Here is a 21,899-nt window from a genome sequence, read left to right on the forward strand (position 1 = left end):
GCCTCAGCCGGGCCGGACGGTCAACGGGGCGCCGCTGCCGGCGTCCAGCACGACACGTCCGCCGAGCGGCGCGTCGAGCGTGACGCTGACCGGCTTCAGCACGAGCTGCGCGGTGCAGACGCCGGTGGAGGCGATCACGGCGCCGCCGATCACCACCACGTCCGGCCGTTCCAGCACCAGCGGGGTGGGCGGCCCGTCGCAGGCGCCGACGCCGAGCACGTAGTCGATCCGGTTGCCCTCGACCGCCCGCAGCTCCTGCGCGGACACCAGGCCCGCCGGCAGCGGCCGGGTGGGCACCGCGCCGCCGGGGGCCCGGCCGGTCACGCGCGGCGCCACGGCGATCCGCGCCACGGGTACGGCCAGCTCGTCCACTGTGAACAGCCAGGCGGGCACCTCGGCGCGGCCACGGCTGGTCAACACCGGCGCGCTGCCCAGCCGTACCCCGGTCACGGTGAGCGCCACGCACGCGCCCGGCGCCGAGGTCGACACCGGGTCGTTCGGGCCGGGCCGCCCGGTCGGTGCCGGGTCCGGTGCGGCCGGGCGCCCGTCGCAGGGCGGCGGGTCGCCCTGGCGGAGCTGGGCGTACGCGTCGGCGGCGCTCACCAGCGGCACCCGCAGCGTGCCGTCGGGGAACCGGATCGTGCCGTCCTTCGGCACGGCGGCCGGGATCGGGATCTGGTCCCGGTACCAGCCGGCCCCGAACGCCGTCTTCGTCTCGTCGGTGAAGCCCGGGTCGCCGGTGAGCACTGTGGCTTCCTGGAGCGGCACGTACCCGTCGCGCCAGCCCGGCACGGGCCGCCAGCCCGCTGCGACCTCCTGCGCCCGCTCGGTGAACGCGGTCCGCTGGTCCGGGCCGGCCGGCGGGGCCACCCCCGGATCGGCGCCGGGCGAGGCGCAGGCGGAGAGGGCCAGCAACGGGATCCCGAGCAGGGCGAGCACGCGGCGCATACCGCTTGGACGCGTGGCCGCCCCGGCCGGTTCCCGGCTCAGTCCTCGCCGCCGAGGTCGGCCTGGTACGCCTCCCAGAGCAGGTCGGCACCGTGCCGCCGGTGCCGGTCCAACGCGCGCAGCAGGTCGCGGGTGCGCGCCCGCACCTCCGCCGCGGACACCCCCGGCAGGCGTACGGCGTGCTGGAGCGCGGCGAGCGCCCCGCTGATCGCGGCGTGCTCGGCGACCAGCAGGCGTACGCCCCGGTCCAGTCGCGGCGCGGCGCGCACCAGGTCGGCGTAGTGGCCGCCCGGTTCCTCGGTGACGCGGACGTGTTCGGCGAAGCCCCGCCGGACGGGGTCGAGGTCGGCGAGCAGTCTCTCCCGCCAGCGCGGCCCGGCGGTGGCCAGCGCCCGCCCGAGGGCGCGCAGGTCGCCGGAGGCGCTCGGGAGCACTACGGTCGGCTGCTGGATCGGACTGGTGACCATGGGACACCTCCCGCTGCTGGGTGCGAACCCGTATGGCGATGGTGAACCCGGTCACCGGCGCTGTCCAGCGGTCGGGGCCGCCTCATCTGCCCCTCGGGCCTCACCTGCCCCGATCGCATCTCGCGCCTCAGACGGCTGTGCGCCCCGGTCCTCGTAGACCGGGGCGCACAGGCCGTGTAGTGGAGGTGCCGGGAATCGAACCCGGGTCCTTCGCCGGTTTGTCAGGGCTTCTCCGAGCGCAGCTCGCTATGCCTCTACTCGGCCCCACCGCTCACGCGAGCAAGTTGGTGTGACGGGCCCAGTCGCTGATTGATCTCGCCGCACGGACCCCGCGACCGGGTCCGATTGGCCAGCCTTCTAGCTGATGCCGGCTAACTGGGTCGAAGGCGCTCCCAGGCCGACAGACTTGCTACTCGCCTCAGGCGGCGAGAGCGAAGTCAGCGCGATTGTTCTTGGCGCTTATTGGTTTCCGACGACCGATTCTCGAGACGACGTCGGCTTCCTCGGCTCGCTTCCCCTGTCGCTGCGTACGAAGTCGAAACCAGTCACCCCCTCGAAGCGCTGCCCCTGTCGGCAGCACACCAAGCGTAACGCCTGGCGCAACCGGATTCATCCCGAGGCCCACTGGACGCGGGCAGCCGGACGAACCGGACGTATCACTCAGCCATGCCCTTGCCGCGCCGGCCCACCGCCCGGGCGATCTCCTTGGCGGCGTCCCGCTTGGCCAGGTCCTGGCGCTTGTCGTACGACTTCTTACCCCGGGCCAGGCCGATCTCCACCTTGGCCCAGCCGTCGGAGAAGTAGACCTGCAACGGCACCAGCGTCAGGCCGCTCTCCTTGAGCTTGCCCAGCAGCCGGTCGATCTCCAGCCGGTTGAGCAGCAGCTTGCGGGTGCGCCGGGGCTCGTGGTTGGTCCAGGTGCCCTGGGCGTACTCCGGGATGTGCATGGCGTGCAGGTAGATCTCGCCGTCCCGCTCCTGGGCGAACGCGTCCACGAGCGACGCCCGCCCCGCCCGCAGCGACTTCACCTCGGTACCGGTGAGCGCCATGCCCGCCTCGTACGTGTCGAGGATGGCGTAGTCGTGGCGTGCCTTCTTGTTGGAGGCGACCACCTTCCGACCCTTTTCCCGTGGCATCGGCGCCACCCCCTTCCCGATCGACTCACCGGCCACCGGCCGGCGAGCGGAGATCATGCTACCGGAACCACAAGGGCCCTCCCGCGCGGTTTATTCCGGCGCGGAAGGGCCCTCGTCGAGCCGCAGGAGGTGACTAGACCCGCAGGTAGAAGCGGAGCGTGACCCAGGCGGTGACCGCGCTGACCACGCCACCGACGGCGGCCATCAGCGGGAAGGTCAGGAAGATCTCGGACCAGGAGATCGGGGTGATCAGGCCCTCCAGTGCGGCCATCGAGCTGCCGGCCGCCACCACCTTCACCCCGATCAACGCGAGCAGGCCGAGGATGGAGCCGAACAGACCGGCCACCACCGCCTCCAGCACGAACGGCGCCTGGATGAACCAGTTCGACGCGCCGACCAGCTTCATGACCGCCACCTCACGCCGCTTGCTGTACGCGGCGACCTGGATGGTGTTCGCGACGAGCAGCAGGGCGGCGATGGCCATCACCGTGGCGATCGCGAGCGCTCCGTTCTGGAAGCCGCTCAGCACGCCGAAGACCTTGTCGAGCAGCTTGCTCTGGTCGACGATCGTGTCGATGCCCTCGGTGGCCTTGTACTTGTCGTAGATCTCCTTGTACTGCTCCGGATCGTTCAGCTTGACCCGGTACGACTCGGGAAGCTGGTCCGGCTTGACGGCGCTGACCAGGTCCGGGGCGTCGGCGTACATCTGCTGGAAGCGCTCGTACGCCTGCTCCTTGTTGACGTACGTCGAGTCCTTGACCAGCGGGTCCTGGCCGAGCTGCTGGCCCAGCGCGTCGACCTGTTCCTTGGTGGCATCGGTCTTCAGGAAGATCGAGACCTCGACGTTCTCGTAGTAGAGGTCCTTCATGTCGCCGACCTTCTGGTAGAGAAGGCCGCTGCCGCCCAGCATGAACAGCGACACCGCCATTGTGATGATCATGGCGATGGTCATCGTGACGTTGCGCCACAGCCCGACCAGTACTTCGGACAGGACGTACTTCATCCGCATCGGGATATCCTCCGGCTCTCCGGCGTGAGGTTTCGTCGTCAGGGTCTACGGAACGTCGGCCGGCTCAGCCGTAGACGCCCCGGGCCTGGTCGCGCACGATGCGGCCGCTCTCGATCTCGATGACCCGGCGCCGCATCTGGTTCACGATGTTGGAGTCGTGCGTGACCATCACGACGGTCGTGCCGGTGCGGTTGATCCGGTCCAGCAGGCGCATGATCTCGATCGAGGTGTCCGGGTCCAGGTTTCCGGTCGGCTCGTCGGCCAGCAGGATCAGCGGCCGGTTGACGAACGCCCGGGCCACCGCGACACGCTGCTGCTCACCACCGGACAGCTCGTGCGGGTAGCGGTGCTCCTTGCCGCCGAGACCGACCAGCTCCAGCACCTCCGGCACGACCCGGCGGGCGACCGCCTTCGTCTTACCGATCACCTCCAGCGCGAACGCCACGTTCTCGTACGCGGTGCGGTTCGGCAGCAACCGGAAGTCCTGGAAGACGCAGCCGATGGAACGCCGGAAGTGGGGTCGCTTCCAGGAACGCATCGAGGTGACGTCCTTGCCGTTGACGACGACCCGGCCCTTGTTGGGCGTGACCTCGTGCAGCAGCAACTTGATGATGGTGGACTTGCCGGAGCCGGATGGACCGATGAAGAAGACGAACTCGCCCTTCTCGATCGAGACGGACACGTTGTCGAGCGAAGGCCGGGACGCCTTCGGGTACGTCTTCGTCACTTGCTCAAGCTGAATCACGGGTCGGTAGTCTACGCGGTGTAACCGCAGAGCCAAGCCCCACGCCCCGCCGAAGCGGTGCGCGTCATCGATTTACCCGGTCAACACGAGATCGATGACGCGCTGCGTCCAAACGTGATCACGCACCGTCAGCGGTGAGCTGCTGCTGCTTCCGCCAGCGGATTCCCGCCTCGATGAAGCTGTCCAGGTCACCGTCGAAGACCGAGGACGGATTGCCCGTCTCCTGTTCGGTACGCAGATCCTTCACCATCTGATACGGGTGCAGGACGTACGAGCGCATCTGGTCGCCCCAGGAGCTGGTGCTGCCGGTCTTCAGGCCGGCCAGCTTCTCCTCCTCCTCCTGCCGCTTGCGCTCCAGCAGGCGGGACTGGAGCACCCGCATCGCGGAGGCCTTGTTCTGCAGCTGGGACTTCTCGTTCTGGCAGGTCACCACGATGCCGGTGGGGATGTGGGTCAGCCGCACCGCCGAGTCGGTGGTGTTGACGCTCTGCCCACCCGGCCCGGACGACCGGTAGACGTCCACCCGGACCTCGTTCTCCGGGATGTCGATGTGGTCGGTCTGCTCGGTGACCGGCAGCACCTCGACCCCGGCGAAGCTGGTCTGCCGGCGGCCCTGGTTGTCGAACGGGCTGATCCGCACCAGCCGGTGCGTGCCGGACTCCACGCTCAGCGTGCCGTAGGCGTAGGGCACCTTCACCGTGAACGTGGCCGACTTGAGGCCCGCCTCCTCGGCGTACGAGGTCTCGTAGACCTCGGTCGGGTAGCCGTGCCGCTCGGCCCAGCGCAGGTACATCCGCAGCAGCATCTCGGCGAAGTCGGCGGCGTCCACGCCACCGGCGCCGGCCCGGATCGCGACGAGCGCCTCCCGCGAGTCGTACTCGCCGGAGAGCAGCGTGCGGACCTCCATCTCCTGGATGGCCTTGGTCAGCCCGGTGATCTCCGACTCGACCTCGGTCAGCACACCCGGGTCGTCCTCGGCCTGGGCCAGCTCCAGCAGCACGCCGGCGTCGTCGAGCCGGGAGCGCAGGTCACCCAGCTTGGTGATCTCGCCGTTGACGTACGACAGCTGCGACGTCACCTGCTGCGCCTTGGCCTGGTCGTCCCAGAGGTCGGGCGCGGAGGCCTCCTGCTCCAGCCGGGCCTTCTGCTCGCGCAGCTTGTCGAGGTCGAGCACGGCCTCGATGTTGCGCAGCGTGGCGTCGAGATCCTTGAGCTGTTCGGCGTAATCGGCAGCGGTCACGACAGACAAGACTACCGGCGCGTGCGAGGAGTGAGCCTGCGAGCCCCGCAGTCACGCGCGAAAAGTCTGCGCTGCCCACTCCAGCGAGTGCGCCCCAGGTGGTCAGCCGACGGGCGCGGTCTTCAGCCAGGACAGCGCCGCCTTGTGGTAGGCGACGGCGAACTCCAGCGCGCTGGCGTCGTAGCTGTCGCCTTCCTTCTTGGCGTTCTTGACCTGCTCCCGCACCGCCGCCAGCGCCTCGGTGTGGTACTCGTTCGCCGTGGCGTACAGGTTCTTGAGCTGGCTCGCCGAGTGCAGGCCGCCGAACGCGATCCGTAGCGCTATCGGGTTACGGATCGTGTCCTTGCCGGGATTCTCCGCGAGCCAGCGGGAGAATGTCCGTTTTCCGGCCGCCGTCAGCGCGTATGGCTGGCTCATCCGCGGCCCGGGCTTGCCGAGCCGCACCAGACCCTTCTCGGCCAGGACCGGCAGCTCCCGGTAGACCTGGCTGCGGGTCATCGACCAGTACGGCGCCAGACGGCGCTCAGCGGCGGCCATCAACTGGCCGCCAGTCATCGGGCCGTCGTGCAGCAGACCGAGCAGAGCTGCTGCCGTCGGGTTGACTCCGGATTCCGCCATGCCCTCTAAGCTGCCACTTTGTCGGCTCCGGCGTCCAGGATTTGCTCATTTCGGCACCCGATGACGGGTCCGATGTGCACTGTCGGATGAGGAAGAGGGCCCGCCCCGGCCGGGACGGGCCCTCTTCGAGCGCCTCAGCCCATGTGCGGGTAGACGTGATCGGTCGCCGGGACGAACGTCTCCTTGATCGTCCGGGGCGACATCCAGCGGACCAGGTTGTGCCAGGAACCCGCCTTGTCGTTGGTGCCGCTGGCCCGGGCGCCGCCGAACGGCTGCTGCCCGACGACCGCGCCGGTCGGCTTGTCGTTGATGTAGAAGTTGCCCGCCGCGTACCGCATCTTCTCCGCCACCTGGTCGATTACCCGGCGGTCGGTCGCGAAGATCGACCCGGTCAGCGCGTACGGCGCGATCGACTCGGCCTGGGCGACCACCTCGTCGAAGCGGGCGTCGTCGAAGACGTGCACGCCGAGGATCGGCCCGAAGTACTCGGTGGTGAACGTCTCGTGCGCGGCGTCGGAGCACTCGAACAGCGTCGGACGGACGAAGTAGCCGACCGAGTCGTCGGCGGTGCCGCCGGCCAGGATCCGGCAGGAGTCGTCGCCCTTGATCAGCTCCAGCGCGGCGGTGTGCCGGCCGAACGCCTTGTCGTCGATCACCGCGCCGCCGAAGTTGCTGAAGTCGGTCACGTCGCCGTAGGTCAGCGAGTCGGCGGTGGCGGCGAGCCGGTCGCGCAGCCCGCCCTCCCAGAGCGACCGCGGGACGTACGCCCGGGAGGCGGCCGAGCACTTCTGGCCCTGGTATTCGTAGGCGCCCCGGATCAGCGCGGTGTGCAGCGCGTCCACGTCGGCGCTGGTGTGCGCGACCACGAAGTCCTTGCCGCCGGTCTCGCCGACCAGCCGGGGGTAGCCCCGGTAGCGGGCGATGTTGTCGCCGACGGTCTTCCACAGGTGCTGGAACACCTTCGTCGAGCCGGTGAAGTGGATGCCGGCGAGGTCCGGGTCGGCGAGCACCACCTCGGAGACCTCCTCGCCGCGCCCGGTGACCATGTTGATCACACCGGGCGGCAGGCCGGCGGCCTCGAACAGGCGCATGGTGAAGTGCGCCGCGAACTGCTGCGTCGGGGACGGCTTCCAGACCACCGTGTTGCCGAGCATGGCCGGCGCGGCCGGCAGGTTGCCGGCGATCGCGGTGAAGTTGAACGGGGTGATCGCGTAGACGAAGCCCTCCAGCGGCCGGTGGTCGAGGCGGTTCCAGACCCCGGGCGAGGACAGCGGCTGCTCGGCCAGGAGCCGCCGGGCGAAGTGCACGTTGAACCGGAGGAAGTCGATCAGCTCGCAGGCCGAGTCGATCTCGGCCTGGACGGCCGTCTTGGACTGGCCGAGCATGGTGGCCGCGTTGAGCGTGTCCCGCCAGGGGCCGGCCAGCAGGTCGGCGGCGCGCAGGAAGACCGCGGCCCGCTCCTCGAACGGCAGCGCGCGCCACATCGGCGCGGCGTCCTTCGCGGCCCGGACCGCGGCGCGGGCGTCGTCGTGGGTGGCGTGCCCGGTGACGCCGAGGACGTGCGCGTGCTTGTGCGGCTGCACCACGTCGATCGACGCGCCGCCGGCCATCCGCCGCTCACCGGCGATAGTCATCGGCAGCTCGATCCGCTCGGCGGCCAGTTCGGCCAGCCTCCGCTGGAGCCGCTCCCGGTCGGCGCTGCCGGGCTCGTAGGTGTGTACCGGCTCGTTGAGGGGCTCGGGTACGGAGAACACGGCGTCCATCACAGCTCCTGGCGATCTCGACGACGGCGGCGAAACCGGACCCGCGGGCCCCGGCCGGGCGGCCGGACGCCGGACACCGCGGGGTGAGACGGCGGCGGGACCTGCCCCCGATTCTGTCACGAGACGCGCCCGCGGGCCGCGCCTCCCCGGCACACCGGACAAGCCGGCTGTCTCCGGACCTTCGGCCGCCGCCCACCCACGACCGACGAAACATCGGAGTACGGGACGACACGTCGTTGATCCTTCGGCGTGATCGGTTCTGGCGCCTGCCGCGCCCGGCCCGCCCGAGGAGCGGCGGCACGCCGCGTACGCTGGATGACCGGTGACCTGCCCGGCCCGGCGCGGGGAGATCCGGCGACCGTCGAAGGGAAGACGATGAGCAACCAGCCCGGCAGCTCCACGGCCGCCGAGACGGATCAGCCCGAGGCCGTCGAGCCGTCGGTCGGCGAGGCGAGCACGGACGAGGTCGTCGCGGCCGGGCGTCCGGAGTTCGCCCCGGGCGCGCTCGTGCTCGCCCTGGTCTCGATCGGGTGGCTGGCCGCCATGCTCTGGTCCACCCGGGAGGCGATCCACTCGACAGCTGCCGGCGTCACCGCGATCAGCCTCTCCGCGTACGCGCTGCCCGGCGTCATCACCGCCGCGCTGGTCACCGGCGCCACGGTGGCCCTGCTCGCGACCAACCGGCTGGGCCGCGCCACGCTCCGCTTCCTGGCCGCCGTCGGCGCCGGCCTCCTGGTCGGGCTCGTCGCCGCCGTGGCGATCAACCTGACGTACGCGGACAACGCCACCACGAACACCATCGCCGGCACCACGGCGGCAGCCGCGATCATCGGCGGGGCGATGGCCGGTGCGCGCCAGGCCCGGGTGGTGGGGGCGATCACCGTCGCGACGCTCACCGCGCAGATCTTCGTGGTGCTGTTCAGCCGTGCCCGCGACCCGCTCTCCGACCTGTTCGGCGCCGGGGAGACGCAGCAGTCGGTGCTGGACGCCGCGAAGTGGGTCTCGCGTACCGAGTCGTTGCTCGCCGGGCTGCTCGCCGGGCTGGCCGCGTACCTCTATCTGACCTGGTCCCGGCGCCGGGCGGAGCGCCGCGACGGCGCGGCGTCACCGCTGCGCTGGCCGGCGTACCTGATCGCCGGCGCCGGCGCGGGCCTGCTCCTGCTGCTCACCGAGGTGATCATCCGGATCGGCGGGCGCGGGCTGCTCGACCTGGCCGCCGCGCTCAGCGAGGCCGACGAGGTGGCGCAGACCGCGCTGGGCACCTCGCGGGTGGACAACGGCATCTGGGTGCTCTTCGTGGGCGCGCTGACCACGCTCATCATCTTCGGGCGCACGCTCGGCCCGCGTCCGGTGGACGACGAGGACGAGCCGGCGGCCTGAACCGCCGCGCCGTCAGCCCGCTTCGCGCAGCAGCAGGTCCAGCTCGGTCACGTCGTACCACTCCAGTTCGTGGTCCTCGGCGCCGTCGACTGTGAACTGGGCGTCCGGGTCGCCGGCCTGGGCCTCCACCACCACGTCGACGGCGGCCGCCACGTCCTCGACCGCGTCCGCGCCGTCCACGTGCAGCGCGGCCACCGACTTCACGGGCACCGGCCCGGCCGGCCGGACCACGCTCGATCCCAGGTCGCCGACGACCCGGCCGACCGCCCGAGCGGGCAGGTCGGCCGAGACCACCACCCGTCGCCGGGGCGCGGCGGGATCGAGCCGGAGCAGGAGCAGCGCGTCCTGGGCGGCCCGGGTGAAGGCCACGTACTCCAGTTCCTCCTCGTCGCCCTCGGCGTACCACTCGCGCAGCTCCGGGGTCACGGCGTGCGCCGCCTCGGCGCTCAGCCCCTCGTCGCGCAGCCGGGCGAGCATGGGGACAGTCGCCGGCAGGTACACCCGGACAAGCTCGTCGGTCACCGGTCACTCCCACACTCAGGCCGATCGCCGGCGGACGCCGGCTCCGGGCGCCGATCATGCCGTACGCCGAGACCGTCATACACCCGGCACCCGCGCGGGTGAAGTCTCCCGCCGGTGTGTCTCCCGAACGGGCACATGGCCGTGTCACTCAGTGATGGCAAACTGAAGCAAACGAAACCAACCCCGGGAGTCACCGTGGAGTCGAGGTTCCTGCTGCTGTCCGACGTCGCCGCCGAGCTGAACGTCTCGGACTCGCAGGTCTACCACATGGTCCGCAGCGGCGAGCTGCCCGCGATCAAGATCGGTGGCCGGGGCCAGTGGCGGGTCGAGCGCGCCCGGCTGGAGGAATACATCGAGCGCAAGTACGCCGAGACCGCCGAGTGGGTACGCGGCAACCCGCTCGGCGAGCGCGACGAGGAGTGACCGCCCGCCAACCGTGCGCCATTGACGGCGATCGCACGAGTCCGGGAAGATGAGAGCCTGTCGGAGGCAAACGAAGGCAAACGCAAGGATTTGAGATGGTCGACACCCGCCGTCCCCGCGCCCCCCGCCCGCCGGTCCGTCTCCGGCCCGCCCCGCCGCTCGATCCGCCCTGCACCGACGAGGAACCGCTCTGGAGTCCCGCCGGGCAGCTCACACTCGACCTGGCCGGCCCGCGCCCCCGTGCCACCGCGCGCCCGCCCGGCCGCGCCCCCGACCCGGCAGCAGCGTGGCCACGCTGGTCCGGCACGCCCGCAACAGCCCTCGCCTCCGCCACGCCCGAGGGAGCGCGGGCCGCGCACCTGTTCGTGCGCACCTTCCTGGAGATCGTGAACGGCTTCCGGCCGCCCGGCCAGCTCCGGCCGCTCTGCGTGCCCGAGGCGGCCGGTCCGGTGTCGGTCGAGCTGACCCGCGCGGCCCGCCGGGTCACGCCGGTGCGCCGCCGTACCGCCCGGCCGGCGTTGCTGCTGCGGCGTCTACGGGTCTGCGAGCCCCGCGCGGGCGCGGTCGAGGCCACCGCCGTGTTCGCCGGGGCCGGCGGCGCGAGCTGGGCGGTCGCGATACGCCTGGAACGCCGCCGAGGCACCTGGCTGTGCCAGGTGCTGGACGTCCTTTGAGCCCGGCCGTCGCCTCTCCGACCTGGCTCGACGCGCTGCGGCCACCCGCGTCGACCTGTGAGCGGGCGTAGCCAACCGGCTCCCGGCTCCCGGCTCCCGGCTCCCGGCTCCCGGCTCCCGGCTCCCGGCTCCCGGCTCCCGGCTCCCGGCGAGATCTTGGTACCAAACGGCCCCCATAGGGGCCCTTTCCTACCAAGATCTCCGCCGCTCCCACCAGGCGGAACGCCAATCTCGCTAAACGAGAGGTCAGTGCAACAGCCAGGATCTCCGGCCCGCGCCACGCCACCAAATCCCGCGATCTTGCACTTTCGGACCCCCATGTCGGCATGAATCGGTCACAACAGGGGCCGCAACTGCAAGATCGGCCCAGGGAGGACGGACGGGAGGGCGGGAGGACGGGCCGGAGGACGACGACGGGCCCCGGCCGGAAGGCCGGGGCCCGTCGGGGCGCGCGTTCGGGGTCAGTTGCCGCCGTTTGGCGAGCCGTGACAGCGCTTGTACTTGCGGCCCGAGCCACACGGGCAGGGCGCGTTACGGGACGGGCCCTCGCCGCCGTCGACCTGGCCGGGAGCGGCCCGCCGGGCGGTGCTGGCGGCCACAGCCTGGCCGCTCGCCCCGGCCGGAGCACGGCGCGGCGTGGCGGCGGCCGGGCGCTCCGAGGACTGCTGGCCGATGCCGAGGGCCGGCGCCTGCTGCTCGGGCCGCTCGATCACCGGAGCGCCCCGGCCGGCCTCGCCGTCCACGGCGGGCGCGGAGTATTGCAGGCCCTGCTGCTGCGGCGCGCGGTTGAGACCCTTCGCCCGGATCTCCACCGGCTTCTCCAGCAGCTGCACCTCCTCGGCATCCGGCTCCGCCTCCTCGACCTGGACGTCCAGGTTGTAGAGGAAGCCGACAGTCTCCTCCTTGATGCCGTCCATCATGGTGGCGAACATGTCGAAGCCCTCGCGCTGGTACTCGATGACCGGGTCGCGCTGGGCGTACGCCCGGAGGCTGATGCCCTCCTGGAGGTAGTCCATCTCGTAGAGGTGCTCGCGCCACTTGCGGTCGATCACCTGGAGCAGGACCATCCGCTCCAGCTGGCGGACCGCCTCCTCGCCGAGGCTCTCCTCACGCCTGTCGTACGCGGCGTGCGCGTCCTCCTTGAGGCGCGCGAGCAGGAAGTCCTGGTCGATGCCGGAGCGGGAGCCGAGCTCCTCCTCCAGCTCGTCGATGGTGATGCCGACCGGGTAGAGCTGCTTGAGGCTGGACCAGAGCTGTTCGAGGTCCCAGTCCTCGGCGTAGCCGTCGCTCGTCGCGCCGACCACGTACGCGGTCACCACGTCGTCGATCATGTTGCGGACCTGGTCGGACAGGTCCTCGCCGTTGAGCACCCGGAGGCGCTCGGCGTAGATCACCTGGCGCTGCTTGTTCAGCACCTCGTCGTACTTGAGGACGTTCTTGCGGATCTCGGCGTTCTGGCCCTCGATCTGGGCCTGGGCGCTCTTGATCTGCCGGGTGACCATCTTCGACTCGATGGGCACGTCCTCGGGGATGTTGAAGCGGTCCATCACCGCCTCGACCGCGCCGGCCCGGAAGCGCTTCATCAGCTCGTCCTGCAGCGACAGGTAGAAGCGGGACTCGCCCGGGTCGCCCTGGCGGCCGGCACGACCGCGCAGCTGGTTGTCGATCCGGCGGGACTCGTGCCGCTCGGTGCCCAGCACGTAGAGCCCACCGGCGGCGGCGACCTCCTCCGCCTCGACGTCGCACGCCTGCTTCCAGGTCGGGAGGATCTCCTCCATCGCCTTGGCGTACTCCTCCGGCTGCTCGACCGGGTCGAGCCCGCGCTGGCGCAGCTCGTTCGCGGCGAGGAACTCGGGGTTGCCGCCGAGCAGGATGTCGGTGCCGCGGCCGGCCATGTTCGTCGCGACGGTGACCGCGCCCTTGCGCCCGGCCTGCGCGACGATCTCCGCCTCCTTGGCGTGGAACTTCGCGTTCAGCACCGAGTGCGGGATGCCGCGGCGGCGCAGCATGTGCGACAGGATCTCGGAGTTCTCCACCGAGACGGTGCCGACCAGCACCGGCTGGCCCTGCTCGTGCCGCTCGGCGATGTCCTCGACGACGGCGTTGAACTTGGCCTTCTCGGTCTTGTAGATGACGTCGGGCCGGTCGAGCCGGACCATCGGCCGGTGCGTCGGGATGGTCACGACGCCGACCTTGTAGACCTTGTTGAACTCGCCCGCCTCGGTCTGGGCGGTACCGGTCATGCCGGAGAGCTTCTCGTAGAGGCGGAAGTAGTTCTGGAGGGTGATGGTGGCCAGCGTCTGGTTCTCCTGCTTGATCTCCACCCCCTCCTTGGCCTCGATCGCCTGGTGCATGCCCTCGTTGTAGCGACGGCCGTGCAGGATGCGGCCGGTGAACTCGTCGACGATCAGGACCTCGCCGTCGTTGACGATGTAGTCCTTGTCGCGCTTGTAGAGCTCCTTGGCCTTGATGGCGTTGTTCAGGTAGCCGACCAGCGGGGTGTTCACCGACTCGTAGAGGTTGTCGATGCCCAGGCGGTCCTCCACCTTGGCCACGCCGCGCTCGGTGATGGCGATGGTCCGCTTGGCGTAGTCGACCTCGTAGTCGCCCTCGCCGTCGGTGCCGGGCTGGAGCCGGGCCACCACGGCGGAGAACTCCTGGTACCACCGGGCGGAGTGCTCGGCCGGGCCGGAGATGATCAGAGGGGTACGCGCCTCGTCGATCAGGATCGAGTCGACCTCGTCGACCACGGCGAAGAAGTGGCCGCGCTGGACCAGCTCCTCCTTCGACCAGGCCATGTTGTCGCGCAGGTAGTCGAAGCCGAACTCGTTGTTCGTGCCGTAGGTGATGTCGCACTCGTAGGCCGCGCGGTGCTCGGTGGCGGGCCGGTTGGGCAGCACCACGCCGACGCTCAGGCCGAGGAACTCGTGCACCCGGCCCATCCAGGCGGCGTCGCGCTCCGCCAGGTAGTCGTTCACGGTGATCACGTGCACGCCCTTGCCGGCGAGCGCGTTCAGGTAGACCGGCATGACCGAGGTCAGCGTCTTGCCCTCACCGGTCTTCATCTCGGCGATGTTGCCGAAGTGCAGCGCCGCGCCACCCATCACCTGGACGTCGTAGGGGCGCTGGCCGAGCACCCGCGAGGCGGCCTCCCGGCACACCGCGAACGCCTCGGGCAGCAGGTCGTCGAGGGTCTCGCCGTCCTCGAGGCGCTCCTTGAACTGGTCGGTCATGCCGCGCAGCTCGTCGTCACTGAGGTTGACGTAGTCGTCCTCGATCGAGTTGACGGCGGCCGCGATGGCCTTCAGCCGACGCACCATGCGGCCTTCGCCGGCGCGAAGGACCTTTTCCAGAATCGACACGGATCAACGCTCCCCTAGACGGTCTCGAACCATCGTAGGCGCTCCGACGCGACGATGGTCACTGGTGGCGGCGGTCCGGACTCCGGAAACCGACATAACGCCGCCACCGTGCGCCACCGGCCGCTAATCGGGTTACGCCGTGCGCGAACGATCCGGCACGATGGCTCGAATGGAGCCTGTGGAGATCATCGAGGACGGCCTGCTGCTGCGCCCGTGGCACGCCGAGGACGCCGACGCGGTGCACCGCGCCTGCCAGGATCCGGACATCCAGCGCTGGACCACCGTACCTCGCCCGTACCTCCCGGAGCACGCGACCGAGTTCGTCACCACGATCAGCGCCACCGCCTGGGCCGAGGGCACCGCCGCGCAGTTCGCGGTCTGCGACGCCGGCACCGGTGAGCTGTTCGCCTCGATCGGCCTGGTCTCCGTCGACCGCGCGCTGGAGTCGGCGGAGGTCGGCTACTGGACCGCGCCGTGGGCCCGGGGCCGGGGCGTCGCGGTCCGCGCCACCCGCGCGCTGGCCCGCTGGGCGTTCGACGCGCTCAAGCTGCGCCGGCTCACCTGGCAGGCCGAGATCGGCAACCACGCCTCCCGGCTGGTCGCGCTGCGCGCCGGCTTCCGGATCGACGGTGAGCTGCGGCTGGCACATCCCAGCCCCGGCGGGCGGGCCGAGGGCTGGATCGGCTCGCTGCTCCCCGGCGAGGTCGCCGCGGCGGGCGAGCCGATCCCCTACGGCCCGGACACGCTCCAGGCTCGCCGGGCCGCCGTCTTCGGCCGGCCGCAGCCGGTCCTGTTCGCCACCGCCGGGAACACCGAGCTGCGGCTGCGCGCGCTGGAGGAACGCGACCTGCCCGAGGTGACGCGCACCTGTCAGGACGAGCAGACCGTCCACTGGACCACGGTGCCGCACCCGTACCGGCCGGAGCACGCCGAGGGCTTCCTGCGCGACGTGGTGCGCCCGGCCTGGGCGCGGGGCACCGCGGTGACGTTCGCCGTGGCCGACCCGGACGACCGCTACGTCGCGTCGATCGACCTGCGCATCATGGCCGGAGACCCGCTGGTGGCCGACGTGGGTTACATGACCGCGCCGCACGCGCGCGGCCGGGGCTACCTGCCGGCCGCGCTCGCCGCGGTGTGCGCCTGGGGCTTCACCACGCTCGGCCTGGCCCGGATCGAGTGGCGCGCGAACGTCGGCAACACCGCCTCCCGGCGGGCCGCCGAGAAGGCCGGCTTCACCGTCGAGGGCACGCTGCGCGGCGGCGTCCAGCACCGCGGCGAGCGGCAGGACGTGTGGATCGGCGGCCTCCTGCCGGGCGACCTGGCGTGACGCCGGAGACGACCGAGGGGTACGGCGTACGGCTGCGGCAGTGCCACCTCGCGGACGTACCGGACATGGTGGCCGGTTGCGCGGATCCGGAGATCCGCCGGTTCATGCCCCTGCTGCCCGACCCGTACGACGCCGACGCCGCCCGGTGGTGGATCACCGAGGGGGCACCGGCGGCGTGGGCGGCGGGCGGCGCCGCGTACACGATCGCCGACCCGGCGACCGACCGGCTGCTCGGCAGCATCGGGCTGACCCGGCTCAGCGCGGAGCGGGCCACGTACGAGATCGGCTACTGGGTGGGACCGGCGGCGCGCGGCCGGGGCGTGGCCACCGCCGCCACCCGGCTGCTGACCGAGCGGGCGTTCACCGCCGGGGCGGCCCGGCTGGAACTGCTCACCCGGACGGAGAACGTGGCGAGCCAGCGCATCGCGCTCGCCTGCGGTTACCGGCACGAGGGCGTACGCCGGGCGGCGGGGGCGGACGGCGACGGCGTACGCCAGGATCTGATCGCCTGGGTGCGGCTGGCCGACGACCCGCCCGGGCCGGTCGCCCGGCTGCTGCCGGACCTGCCGGACGGCCGGCTCACCGACGGCGTCGTGACACTGCGCCCGGTGGAGCCGGCGGACACCGACACGCTGTACCGGCTGCACACGCTGCCGGAGGTGGTGGCCAACCGGGTGCCGCCGGTGGCACCGGAGCGCGCGGCGCTCGCGCGGCGCTGCCGGCTGGCGGCGAGCCGCTGGCTGGCGGGCGAGGCCGCCGACCTGGCGATCCTCGACGCGGCCACCGGCACTGTCGTCGGCGGCTGCGCGCTGTTCTACGACGAGCCGGCCACCGGGCAGGCCATGCTCGGCTACAGCCTGCTGCCCGAGGCGCGCGGGCGCGGGCTGGCGGCCCGCACCGTCCGGCTTGTCGCCGAATGGGCGTTCGGCATCGGGGTGGCCCGGCTCTGGGCCGGTACCCGGCCGGACAACGTCGCCTCGCAGCGGGTCCTGGAACGGGCCGGCTTCCGGCGGGAGGGGCTGCTGCGCGGCCGGCTTCCCGGCCCGGAGGGCATCCGCGTCGACTCGGTGGTCTACGGCCGGTTGGCCACCGACGGGAGCTGAGGACGGGCCCCGTGCGGAGCCCGTCCTGCCCGGTCGAGGGGTCACGTGTCGAGCTGGATGATCCCGTAGTCGTACGCGTGCCGCCGGTAGACCACGCTCGGGCGGCCGGACTCCTTGTCCTGGAACAGGTAGAAGTCGTGGCCGACCAGTTCCATCTGGAACAACGCGTCATCGACGGTCATCGGGTCGGCGGGGTGGACCTTCGCCCGGGCGATGTGCCACGGCTGGTCGTCGTATTCGGCGTAACGGTCCTCGTCGGGACGCTCGGCGACGGCGGTGGCGGCGCCGTGGCCGTCGCGCGCCGCCAGACCGGGCCCGTCGAGGTCGGCCACCGGCAGCCCGGCGGTCGCGGCGGCCACTGAGATCGGCGGCCGTCCCCGGTGCACCCGGCGGCGGTCCGCCGCGCGGCGGAAGCGCGTGTCCAGCTTGGCGATGGCGGCGTCGAGCGCGCTGTAGAAGTCGTTCGTGCAGGCCTCGGCCCGGATCACCGGGCCGCGCGTCACGCACGTGATCTCCACCCGCTGGCAGGTGTCCGCCTGGCGTGGATTGCGCTCGTGGAACAACTCGACGTCCACGCGAATGAGCTTCTGGTCGTAGCGTTCGATCTTCGCGAGCTTCTCGGCTACGTGTACCCGGTAATGGTCCGGCACTTCGACGTTACGGCCCTTGACCACGATGTCCACGTGACCTCCCTTGTTCGGACGGTCGTTCGGTCCGGATCATCCGGTCGACGCACCCGGGAGGGCCCCGCTCGGCGTCGACCGGTGTTGTTCGGCTACGCCTCCTTCCAGTGCCGGGGGAAGGTTGGCATCCTCACTACCCCCGACACCGAAACGCTAACTCCTGTTCGGCCACCCGTCACCCCTGGTTGCCGAAGGCGGTCGCGGAATTTAACACCTCATACACCAAGGGGTGAAACGGATGCACGAAGCGTCACCGATGGTGCCGCTTTTGCGTTGCGGCGAGCACCGCCGCGGCCTTTGGCGTCATTCCCGCGCGGTGCAACATCCGGCTCACCACCGCCAGCGTGGCGCCGGTGGTGACGATGTCGTCGAGCAGCACGACAGTGCCGGCCGGCCGGTGTCCGCCCGGCGGACGGCGCAGCCGGAACGCGGCCTCGGCCGCGGCGGCCCGCCCGGCGCTGTCCAGCTCCACCGAGTCGGTCCGGGGCAGCGCGCGCAGCGGGCGCAGCACCCGTACCGGCCACCCGGCCGCGCGCAGCCGGTCCGCCACCGGCCGGACCAACCGGTCGAGGTGGTCGCCGTAGCGGGCCCGGGCCGCGCGGGCGGTGTCCGGGACCGCCACCAGCGTCACCGGGCCGGGCGGCCCCACCGCCGCCGCGACCACCTCGGCCAGCAGCGCCCCCAGCGGCCGGGCCAGCCCGTGCCGACCCCTCTCCTTGTACGCCAGCAGCCCCTCGCGCAGCGCGCCGCCGTACGGGCCGAGCGCCACGCAGGGCGGAAGGCCGGGCGGGGCCGGATCGGGCCGGGCCGGTGCCGGACGCAACGACTCCAGCTCGCGCACGCAGCCGGAGCAGAAGCCGTGCCGCAGCCGCACCGACGTCGCGCCACAACCGGCGCACCCGGCGGGCAGCACGAGGTCGGTCAGGTCCGACCAGAGCCCGCCCAGGTCACGCACGGGCGGTCAGTAGAGGAAGAACGGCGCGGTCGGGTTTGTCGCCCGGCTTCCCGCCGGAACGTCGAGCACCTGCTCCCGCTTCACGTAGTCGAACGGGTTGTTCCGCCAGGCCGCGCCGTCCGTCTCGAACATGAACGAGAACGCGGCCAGGCCACGGTCACCGCCGCCCGGATACCCGGCGAGCTGGGTCACCGGTGCGCCGATCTCCACCGTCAGCGGGGTCTCCCAGGCGCCGTCGACACTGAGCTGATGGATCGCCGAGCGCCGGTCCGCCTCGTTGCCGGCCAGCGCCAGCTCGTTCTCCGCCACCCAGTCCACCACCGTCACGCCGGTGAGCAGCGTGGTGACCCGGCGGGGCTGTCCGAGGCTGACCACGCCACCGTCGACGCTCACCGCGGCGACGAAGACCGCGCCGCCGGAGGCCAGCACGATCCGGTGCCCGTCGAGTGAGCCGGCGACAGCCGTCACCGGCCCGGGTACCGACAGCGGGATCTCACTCATCCGGCCCACGCCGTCGAACCGGTAGAGCCGGCCGTCGGCCGCCACCAGACCGCCCGGGCGGGTCTTGCTCAGCGACCGCAGCCAGGTGGGACGGCTCATGGCCCGGAACGTCCGGTCGCCGGGGCTGAACACCGCGACCGGTTCCGGGCCGGTGCCCACCTTGAGCCGCCTGCGGTTGTCCGGCCCGGTCACCACGAGCGCGGCGAGCACCTGGTCCTCGGCGCGGGCGAGCGACGCGGAGACGACGTTGCGGTTCTCCGCGGGCGGCAGCGGCGCGGCGGCCCGGGACTCGTTGCCGAACCCGAGGGGACGGACGGCGCCGTCGTAGACGGCGTACCGCATCGGATCCGCGCCGCGGGGATAGGCGGTGACCGAGACGCGTTCCCGCCGCAGGTCGACGGTGAGCCGCTTCTGGTTCTGGATCTTCAGGTCGACCTGGCCGTCCAGGTCCGACAGCGACCACGCCAACTGCGTGCCGAGCCGGGTCAGCCGCTGTTCGTTGGCGCCCGGCATGTTGAGGTTGATCTCCCAGTGACCGTCCGCGCCGGTCGCGTTGTTGATCAGCTGGGTGCCGTCCGGCAGCCCGGTCACGGCGGGGGCCAGCCAGTCCGACGGACGGTCGGCCAGCCACTTCATCACCTCGGTGATGCGCCGCTCGGTCGGCGCCGTCGAGAGCAGGTAGCGCTGGTCCGGCACCAGCCGGGTCAGGTCGGTGTTCCAGAAGTAGACGGTGCGGGCGCGGTAGTACTCGCGCACCGCCGAGTCGCTGGCCAGCAGGATGTTCGGCAGGTCGGTGATCAGCAGGCCGGTGCCGGGGTCGGCGCGGCGCAGCTCGAAGACGTACTGCGTCTCGCTCGCCACCGGCGGGCCGAGCGTGCCGTCGGCGCGCAGCACGCCCACCTGCTGCACCTTGAGCGTCACGGTGCTGGTGCCCTGGTTGTTCGGCGGCGTGCTCTCCGGCTTCTCCCGCAGCCGCACCACCGTCAACTCGATCTCGCTGGTCTGCGGCTTGCCCGGAAGCAGGTCGCGGGCCTCCTCGGCGAGGAACTTCCGGGCCCGGGCGTACGCCTGGTCGCGTTCCCCGGCCGCGGCGGCCCGCAGGTAGTTCTCGATGAACGGCACCGGCTCGTTGCTGTCGGCCGGTTCGGGCGGCCGGGCCGGGCTGCCGTTGAACACCCCGGACTCGGCGGCCGGCACCGAACCGTTCACCTGCACGTCGGTCTCGTCCGGGATGCCGCATCCGGCGAGCGTGACCGGCAGCAGCGCGCCGGTCAGCAACAGGGCCAGGACGCGGCGGTTCACGGCCGCGCCTCCGCGTGGTCGCCGCCGGCCGGTCCGGCGGTCAGTGCCGGTACGCCACCGGGCCCGACAGCGGGCAGGCCGCCGTCACGGGGGCCACCGAACGGCACCGTGGCGTCGGCCGGCACCAGCCGCAGCGGGGAGGTGGTGAGCCGGTCCCCGGCGCGGGCCGGCAGGGTGAGCCGGAACTGCGCGCCCTGCCCCGGCGCTCCCCACGCCTCCAGCCATCCGCCGTGCAGGCGGGCGTCCTCCAGGCTGATCGACAGGCCCAGCCCGGTGCCGCCGGTCTGCCGGGCCCGCGACGGGTCGGCCCGCCAGAAGCGGTTGAACACCAGCTTCTCCTCCCCCGGCTTGAGGCCGACGCCGTGGTCCCGCACGGTGATCGCCACCGCGCTCTGGTCCTGGCCCAGGGTGATCCGTACCGGCTTGGCCTCGCCGTGCTCGACCGCGTTGCCGACCAGGTTGCGCAGCACCCGCTCGACGCGGCGCGGGTCGACCTCGGCGATCACCGGAGTGTCCGGCAGGTCCAGCTCGATGGTCACGCCGACCCGCTCGGCCAGCCCGGCCAGCCGCTCGGTCACCCGGTGCACCACCGGCACCAGGTCGGTGGGCTCGCTGTCCAGCACCGCGAAACCGGCGTCGAACCGGCTGATCTCCAGCAGGTCGGTGAGCAGTTCCTCGAACCGGTCCAGCTCGGCCTGGAGCAGCTCGGCGCTGCGGGCCACCGCCGGGTCGAACTCGTCGCGCTCGGCGAAGATCAGGTCGGCGGCCATCCGGACCGTGGTCAGCGGCGTCCGCAGCTCGTGCGAGACGTCGGAGGTGAACCGGCGTTGCAGGCGGGACATCTCCTCCAGCCGGAGGATCTGCCGTTGCAGGTTCGTCGCCATCTGGTTGAACGAGGCGGCCAGCAGGGCGAGGTCGTCCTCGCCGGAGACCACCATGCGCTGGTCGAGCAGCCCGGCGGAGAGCCGTTGCGCGGTGCGCGCGGCCACCCGTACCGGCGTCACCACCAGGCGGGTGACCAGGGCGGCCAGCAGGCCGAGCAGGAGCACCAGCGCGACGCCGGTGGCGACCACGGTGGCCCGGGCGTCGGCCGCCGTCGCGTCCTGCCGCGCCAGCGGTACGAGGTAGTAGAGCTCGACCTGCCCGAACTTGGTCGGCACCGGGGAACCGTAGACGAGGTATTTCGTGCGCTCGCCGCCGAGCGAGCCGGTACGGATCTGGTGGGCGACCTTGCCGGAGGCGACGGCGGCCCGCAGCTCGTCACCGATCACCGCGTCCACGGGCACCTCGGGCGTGGTTCGCGGTTCGATGAACTCGGCGAAGTTGTCGGCGGTGATCGCCACCACCACGCCGCTGGTCTGGGTCGGGTCTCCGCCGGCCAGGTAGTTGACCGTGCCGTCGATGGTGTTCTGGAGCTGCGCCTCCTGCGGCTGGCTGTAGAGGTTGAACTGCTTGGCCGCGTACTCCCTGCCGTTGCTCAGCCGCAGTCGCACGTCGGTCTCGGCGTTCTCCAGCAGGATGCTGGTGATCTTGTCGGCGATCAGGTAGGCGAAACCGCCCACCAGCAGGCTCGACGCCACGAGCGTGATGGTGACGACACGGACCTGGAGCGACCGCCGCCACGCCTGGTGCACCGCGGCCGCGAGCCGGGCGGCCCGGCCGGTCAGGGCGAGCCAGAGCGCCCGCACGGCGGGTAGCCGGCGGGGCGCGGAGGGTAGCGGGGTCAACACAGTGCTGACCA

The 21,899-nt window shown here is 71.8% G+C and carries 19 protein-coding genes and 1 other RNA gene; 5 read left to right on the plus strand and 15 right to left on the minus strand.

Annotation, left to right across the window (positions count from 1 at the left end):
* Window positions 1–3 precede the first annotated feature (3 nt).
* From ACGFIA_RS03655 to pruA, 9 genes are all read right to left on the minus strand, one after another.
* Complete coding sequence (locus ACGFIA_RS03655) at window positions 4–948, minus strand: hypothetical protein (protein WP_357387875.1); 945 nt, start codon at window positions 946–948, stop codon at window positions 4–6.
* A 38-nt stretch (window positions 949–986) separates the two neighbouring features.
* Window positions 987–1,415, minus strand: coding sequence for a hypothetical protein (locus tag ACGFIA_RS03660; RefSeq protein ID WP_357387877.1), 429 nt, complete (start codon window positions 1,413–1,415; stop codon window positions 987–989).
* 177 nt (window positions 1,416–1,592) lie between these two features.
* Window positions 1,593–1,968: a transfer-messenger RNA gene (gene ssrA, locus ACGFIA_RS03665) on the minus strand.
* A 103-nt stretch (window positions 1,969–2,071) separates the two neighbouring features.
* Window positions 2,072–2,551 (minus strand): SsrA-binding protein SmpB, encoded by a 480-nt coding sequence (gene smpB, locus ACGFIA_RS03670; protein WP_116511188.1) that lies wholly within the window; start codon window positions 2,549–2,551, stop codon window positions 2,072–2,074.
* Window positions 2,552–2,684: 133 nt separating this feature from the next.
* Window positions 2,685–3,560, minus strand: coding sequence for a permease-like cell division protein FtsX (ftsX, locus tag ACGFIA_RS03675; RefSeq protein ID WP_357387880.1), 876 nt, complete (start codon window positions 3,558–3,560; stop codon window positions 2,685–2,687).
* A 64-nt stretch (window positions 3,561–3,624) separates the two neighbouring features.
* Window positions 3,625–4,305 carry a cell division ATP-binding protein FtsE gene (gene ftsE / locus ACGFIA_RS03680; RefSeq protein ID WP_013284225.1) on the minus strand — a complete coding sequence of 227 codons (681 nt, stop codon included), beginning with the start codon at window positions 4,303–4,305 and terminating at the stop codon, window positions 3,625–3,627.
* Between the two features lie 118 nt (window positions 4,306–4,423).
* A complete protein-coding gene (prfB, locus tag ACGFIA_RS03685; protein WP_357387882.1) occupies window positions 4,424–5,545 on the minus strand; it encodes a peptide chain release factor 2 in 1,122 nt (373 codons plus the stop codon).
* Window positions 5,546–5,647: 102 nt separating this feature from the next.
* On the minus strand, window positions 5,648–6,163 hold the full coding sequence (locus ACGFIA_RS03690; RefSeq protein WP_354865139.1) for a PadR family transcriptional regulator: 516 nt from the start codon (window positions 6,161–6,163) through the stop codon (window positions 5,648–5,650).
* 134 nt (window positions 6,164–6,297) lie between these two features.
* The gene (gene pruA / locus ACGFIA_RS03695) at window positions 6,298–7,926 is read right to left on the minus strand and encodes an L-glutamate gamma-semialdehyde dehydrogenase (protein WP_357470305.1); all 1,629 of its coding nucleotides are present in this window, start codon (window positions 7,924–7,926) and stop codon (window positions 6,298–6,300) included.
* A gap of 375 nt (window positions 7,927–8,301) precedes the next feature.
* Between pruA and ACGFIA_RS03700 the strand changes: the two genes are divergently transcribed.
* Window positions 8,302–9,306, plus strand: a complete 1,005-nt coding sequence (locus ACGFIA_RS03700; protein ID WP_393258372.1) for a hypothetical protein — start codon at window positions 8,302–8,304, stop codon at window positions 9,304–9,306.
* A 12-nt stretch (window positions 9,307–9,318) separates the two neighbouring features.
* Here the strand turns inward: ACGFIA_RS03700 and ACGFIA_RS03705 are convergent, their stop codons facing one another.
* Complete coding sequence (locus ACGFIA_RS03705; protein ID WP_357470299.1) at window positions 9,319–9,828, minus strand: DUF6912 family protein; 510 nt, start codon at window positions 9,826–9,828, stop codon at window positions 9,319–9,321.
* A 195-nt stretch (window positions 9,829–10,023) separates the two neighbouring features.
* Between ACGFIA_RS03705 and ACGFIA_RS03710 the strand changes: the two genes are divergently transcribed.
* Together ACGFIA_RS03710 and ACGFIA_RS03715 are read left to right on the plus strand one after the other, a co-directional pair.
* Window positions 10,024–10,251, plus strand: coding sequence for a helix-turn-helix domain-containing protein (locus ACGFIA_RS03710; RefSeq protein WP_013474124.1), 228 nt, complete (start codon window positions 10,024–10,026; stop codon window positions 10,249–10,251).
* A gap of 95 nt (window positions 10,252–10,346) precedes the next feature.
* On the plus strand, window positions 10,347–10,925 hold the full coding sequence (locus ACGFIA_RS03715; protein WP_357387889.1) for an Rv3235 family protein: 579 nt from the start codon (window positions 10,347–10,349) through the stop codon (window positions 10,923–10,925).
* 461 nt (window positions 10,926–11,386) lie between these two features.
* Here ACGFIA_RS03715 and secA read toward each other — a convergent pair whose 3' ends face one another.
* Window positions 11,387–14,287, minus strand: a complete 2,901-nt coding sequence (gene secA, locus ACGFIA_RS03720) for a preprotein translocase subunit SecA (protein WP_357387891.1) — start codon at window positions 14,285–14,287, stop codon at window positions 11,387–11,389.
* Between the two features lie 169 nt (window positions 14,288–14,456).
* Here secA and ACGFIA_RS03725 point away from each other — a divergent pair, with 169 nt between their 5' ends.
* Together ACGFIA_RS03725 and ACGFIA_RS03730 are read left to right on the plus strand one after the other, a co-directional pair.
* A complete protein-coding gene (locus tag ACGFIA_RS03725; protein WP_393258377.1) occupies window positions 14,457–15,614 on the plus strand; it encodes a GNAT family N-acetyltransferase in 1,158 nt (385 codons plus the stop codon).
* Window positions 15,611–16,717, plus strand: coding sequence for a GNAT family N-acetyltransferase (locus tag ACGFIA_RS03730; protein ID WP_357470293.1), 1,107 nt, complete (start codon window positions 15,611–15,613; stop codon window positions 16,715–16,717). The genes ACGFIA_RS03725 and ACGFIA_RS03730 overlap by 4 nt, the downstream gene beginning before the upstream one ends.
* A 41-nt stretch (window positions 16,718–16,758) precedes the next feature.
* On the opposite strand, the gene hpf is transcribed toward ACGFIA_RS03730, so the two are convergent.
* The 4 genes from hpf to mtrB form a co-directional block, all read right to left on the minus strand.
* On the minus strand, window positions 16,759–17,400 hold the full coding sequence (gene hpf / locus ACGFIA_RS03735; RefSeq protein ID WP_357387897.1) for a ribosome hibernation-promoting factor, HPF/YfiA family: 642 nt from the start codon (window positions 17,398–17,400) through the stop codon (window positions 16,759–16,761).
* A gap of 250 nt (window positions 17,401–17,650) precedes the next feature.
* A complete protein-coding gene (locus ACGFIA_RS03740) occupies window positions 17,651–18,355 on the minus strand; it encodes a ComF family protein (protein ID WP_393258381.1) in 705 nt (234 codons plus the stop codon).
* 6 nt (window positions 18,356–18,361) lie between these two features.
* Complete coding sequence (locus ACGFIA_RS03745) at window positions 18,362–20,158, minus strand: LpqB family beta-propeller domain-containing protein (protein WP_357387900.1); 1,797 nt, start codon at window positions 20,156–20,158, stop codon at window positions 18,362–18,364.
* A complete protein-coding gene (mtrB, locus tag ACGFIA_RS03750; protein WP_357387902.1) occupies window positions 20,155–21,888 on the minus strand; it encodes an MtrAB system histidine kinase MtrB in 1,734 nt (577 codons plus the stop codon). Before mtrB ends, ACGFIA_RS03745 begins: the two co-directional genes overlap by 4 nt.
* Window positions 21,889–21,899 lie beyond the last annotated feature (11 nt).

The sequence above is a fragment of the Micromonospora sp. NPDC049203 genome (assembly GCF_043197215.1).
GTDB lineage: Bacteria > Actinomycetota > Actinomycetes > Mycobacteriales > Micromonosporaceae > Micromonospora.